Origin of the sequence: Parvibaculum sp., from assembly GCF_035511255.1 — a bacterium.
Classification (GTDB): Bacteria; Pseudomonadota; Alphaproteobacteria; order Parvibaculales; family Parvibaculaceae; genus Parvibaculum.
This window is the reverse complement of sequence record NZ_DATKFR010000023.1, coordinates 1-2562: the sequence shown is the minus strand read 5'-3', so window position 1 is coordinate 2562 and position 2562 is coordinate 1. Positions and strand designations below refer to the sequence as shown.

3 protein-coding genes and 1 pseudogene are annotated in these 2562 nt (G+C 64.4%); 2 read left to right on the top strand and 2 right to left on the bottom strand.

The window, feature by feature from the left end; translation table 11 throughout:
* A pseudogene (locus VMR03_RS00780) lies at positions 1 to 289 on the top strand (hypothetical protein); the annotation flags it as partial.
* A gap of 76 nt (positions 290 to 365) precedes the next feature.
* On the top strand, positions 366 to 692 hold the full coding sequence (locus VMR03_RS00775; RefSeq protein WP_325401297.1) for a hypothetical protein: 327 nt from the start codon (positions 366 to 368) through the stop codon (positions 690 to 692).
* Here VMR03_RS00775 and VMR03_RS00770 read toward each other — a convergent pair whose 3' ends face one another.
* Positions 693 to 2162 carry an AMP nucleosidase gene (locus tag VMR03_RS00770; RefSeq protein WP_325401295.1) on the bottom strand — a complete coding sequence of 490 codons (1470 nt, stop codon included), beginning with the start codon at positions 2160 to 2162 and terminating at the stop codon, positions 693 to 695.
* Between the two features lie 23 nt (positions 2163 to 2185).
* Positions 2186 to 2503: a CcdB family protein gene (locus VMR03_RS00765; RefSeq protein WP_325401293.1), complete on the bottom strand. Its 318-nt coding sequence runs from the start codon at positions 2501 to 2503 to the stop codon at positions 2186 to 2188.
* Between the last annotated feature and the right edge of the window lie 59 nt (positions 2504 to 2562).

Here is a 2562-nt window from a genome sequence, read left to right as displayed (position 1 = left end):
CGTCGGCCTTGGAGGCGGGTTGTCTGGCTGCGTGGCCTATCCCGACGGTCCGGACACCTATTCTTATGCGCCGGCCTATGGCTACTATCCGGGTCCGAATTATTACTACGGGCCGGCTTATGTGAGCGGCTCCTTCTATTCATACAACACACCGCATCGCTACTGGCGCGGCCGGCCTTATTATCGCGGTCCCTGGCACGGCGGTCCGCATGACTTCAGCGGCCATCATGGCCATGGTGGCTCGCGGGATCATCATGGCAGCCATGACGGCGGCCGCGGCCGTCACTGATCGGGCGCCATCGAGACTAGAAACCTTCCGCCGTGTCGTTCGTTTTAGATCTGGACACGGAGGAAGGGAGTTTACGATGCGCAGAAATGTCAGCCTGATTGTTCTCGCCGGCTTCGGTGCCGCTGCCTTGGCCGGTTGCGCCGCGCCCAGACAATATCCCGACCGCTATTATCAGGCGCCGCCGGACCGCGCCTCCTACGAGGCGCCCTATGACGCGCCGGCGGGATATACACCGCCCGCAACCACGCGGACGACGGAAACGACGACCTATTATGGCGCGCCGACCGGAACGACGTATCGGCAGGAGACCGTCACGACCTACGACGCGTACGGCAAGCCGGTCCGCTACATCAGGGAAGACCCGCATCACTACGGACGCGGGCCCAACTATCACAAGTACTGATTAGCGGAACGCGGGTTCGTCGAAGCTTCTGAGCTTGCGCGAATGAAGTTCCTCGACCCCGCGTTCGCGGATCAGCCTTATCGCCTCGATGCCGATCGAGAGATGTTGGCTGACGCGCTGGCGATAGAAGGCGTTGGCCATGCCGCGCAGCTTGATCTCCCCATGCATCGGCTTGTCGGAGACGCAGAGCAGCGTCCCGTAAGGCACGCGCAGGCGGAAGCCGTTGGCGGCGACCGTCGCGCTTTCCATGTCGATCGCGACCGCGCGCGACTGGTTGAAGCGCGTATAGAGTTCCTCGTAGCGAAGTTCCCAGTTGCGATTGTCGGTCGAGACGACGGTGCCGGTGCGCATGCGCGTCTTGAGATCGGGCGCGCTGAGGCCTGTGACGCGCTCGACGGCCTGTTGCAACGCGACCTGCACCTCGGCGATTGGCGGCACGGGGACGAAGAGCGGCAGATCCTGATCGAGCACCTTGTCGTCGCGCACATAGGCATGCGCCAGCACGTAGTCGCCGAGCTGCTGGGACCGGCGAAGTCCGCCGCAATGTCCGATCATAAGCCAGCAATGCGGGCGCAGCACCGCGAGATGATCGGTGATCGTCTTCGCATTCGAAGGGCCGACGCCGATATTGACGAGGGTGATGCCGAGCTTGTCGCCGCGCACCAGATGGTAGGCCGGCATCTGCGGCAATGAACGGTCGCCGAGGGTGCGGCCGTCCGGTGCCTCTCCACGCTCCTGCACGAACTCGCCCGGCTCGACGAAGCGGATGTAATCCTCGGTACCGCCGCCTTCCGCGACGAGACGACGCCCGAGCGCGGTGAACTCGTCGACATAGCGCTGGTAATTGGTGAAGAGCACGAAGCGCTGGAAATGCTGCGGGCTCGTGCCGGTGTAGTGATAGAGCCGTTGCAGCGCGAGATCGACGCGCTCGGCCGAGAAGAGCGCGAGCGGCAGGGCCTCGCCGTGGGCCGGCCGATGCGTGCCGTTGGCGACCGCGTCGTCGACCTGCGCGAGATCGGGAAGCGCGAAGACCGCGCCGAGTGCGCGGACATCCTCGGGGCCGATATCGGTTGTCGCTTCCTCGACGACGAAGGGGAGCGGGATAGGCCGCTGCGAGACCCCGACGCCGACCGGTACGCCGTGATAGTCGATCAGCCGCCCGATCTGGCTGCGGTAATAATCGCCGAAGAGGTCGGGCCGCGTCAGCGTCGTGCCGAAGCTTCCCGGATAGGCGAGCGTGCCCCAGGAAGGCCGGCTGTCATAGACGAGGTTCTGGGGCGCGACCGTGATCCCGAGATAGGGATAGCAGGCGGCGCGCGTCGGCCGTCCGGAGCGCTCGCCCTTCGCGAAGGCGATGAAGCGGCTGCGGACTTCGTCCGCCGAGCGTTCGTAGATCTCGCGGATGCGGGCGAGCGCCTGATCGGCGTCGGTGAAGGCCTCGAGATCGCGGGCGGGGTGGGAAAGGTTCATCATTGCTCAAGGCTAGGCGAGCGTCAGATGCCGGTCACCAGGAAATCGACGGCGGCGATGATCTCGTATCTTGTACCCTCGGCATTCGAAACGGGTGGCGCCGCGAGCGCCCGTCGCGGGATCGCAGCGAGTTGCTGCGTCAGCAGGACATGAGGAACGCCTTCCACCTTCAGGATCGGATTGAGGTGCGGGATCGCACCGCGAAATGTCGCCGCGGGAACGAGGGGCGCGACGACGCAGGTCGGGAGGTCGTCCAGCAGATCGACCTGCAGCTCGATCACATAGGGCATTGCGGCCCTGGTCCGAATGTCGGGATTTTGATGGAGGTCGAATTGCGCCATCAGAAGGATCGGAGGTCTTCGCCGAAAATGCCGTTCTCCTCGACGAATTCGCTATAGGC

Excerpts from the sequence above, each read along its gene's own strand:
- VMR03_RS00770 (WP_325401295.1), bottom strand. The coding sequence starts at position 2,162 with ATGAACCTTTCCCACCCCGCCCGCGATCTCGAGGCCTTCACCGACGCC.
- VMR03_RS00765 (WP_325401293.1), bottom strand. The coding sequence starts at position 2,503 with ATGGCGCAATTCGACCTCCATCAAAATCCCGACATTCGGACCAGGGCC.
- VMR03_RS00775 (WP_325401297.1), top strand. The coding sequence starts at position 366 with ATGCGCAGAAATGTCAGCCTGATTGTTCTCGCCGGCTTCGGTGCCGCT.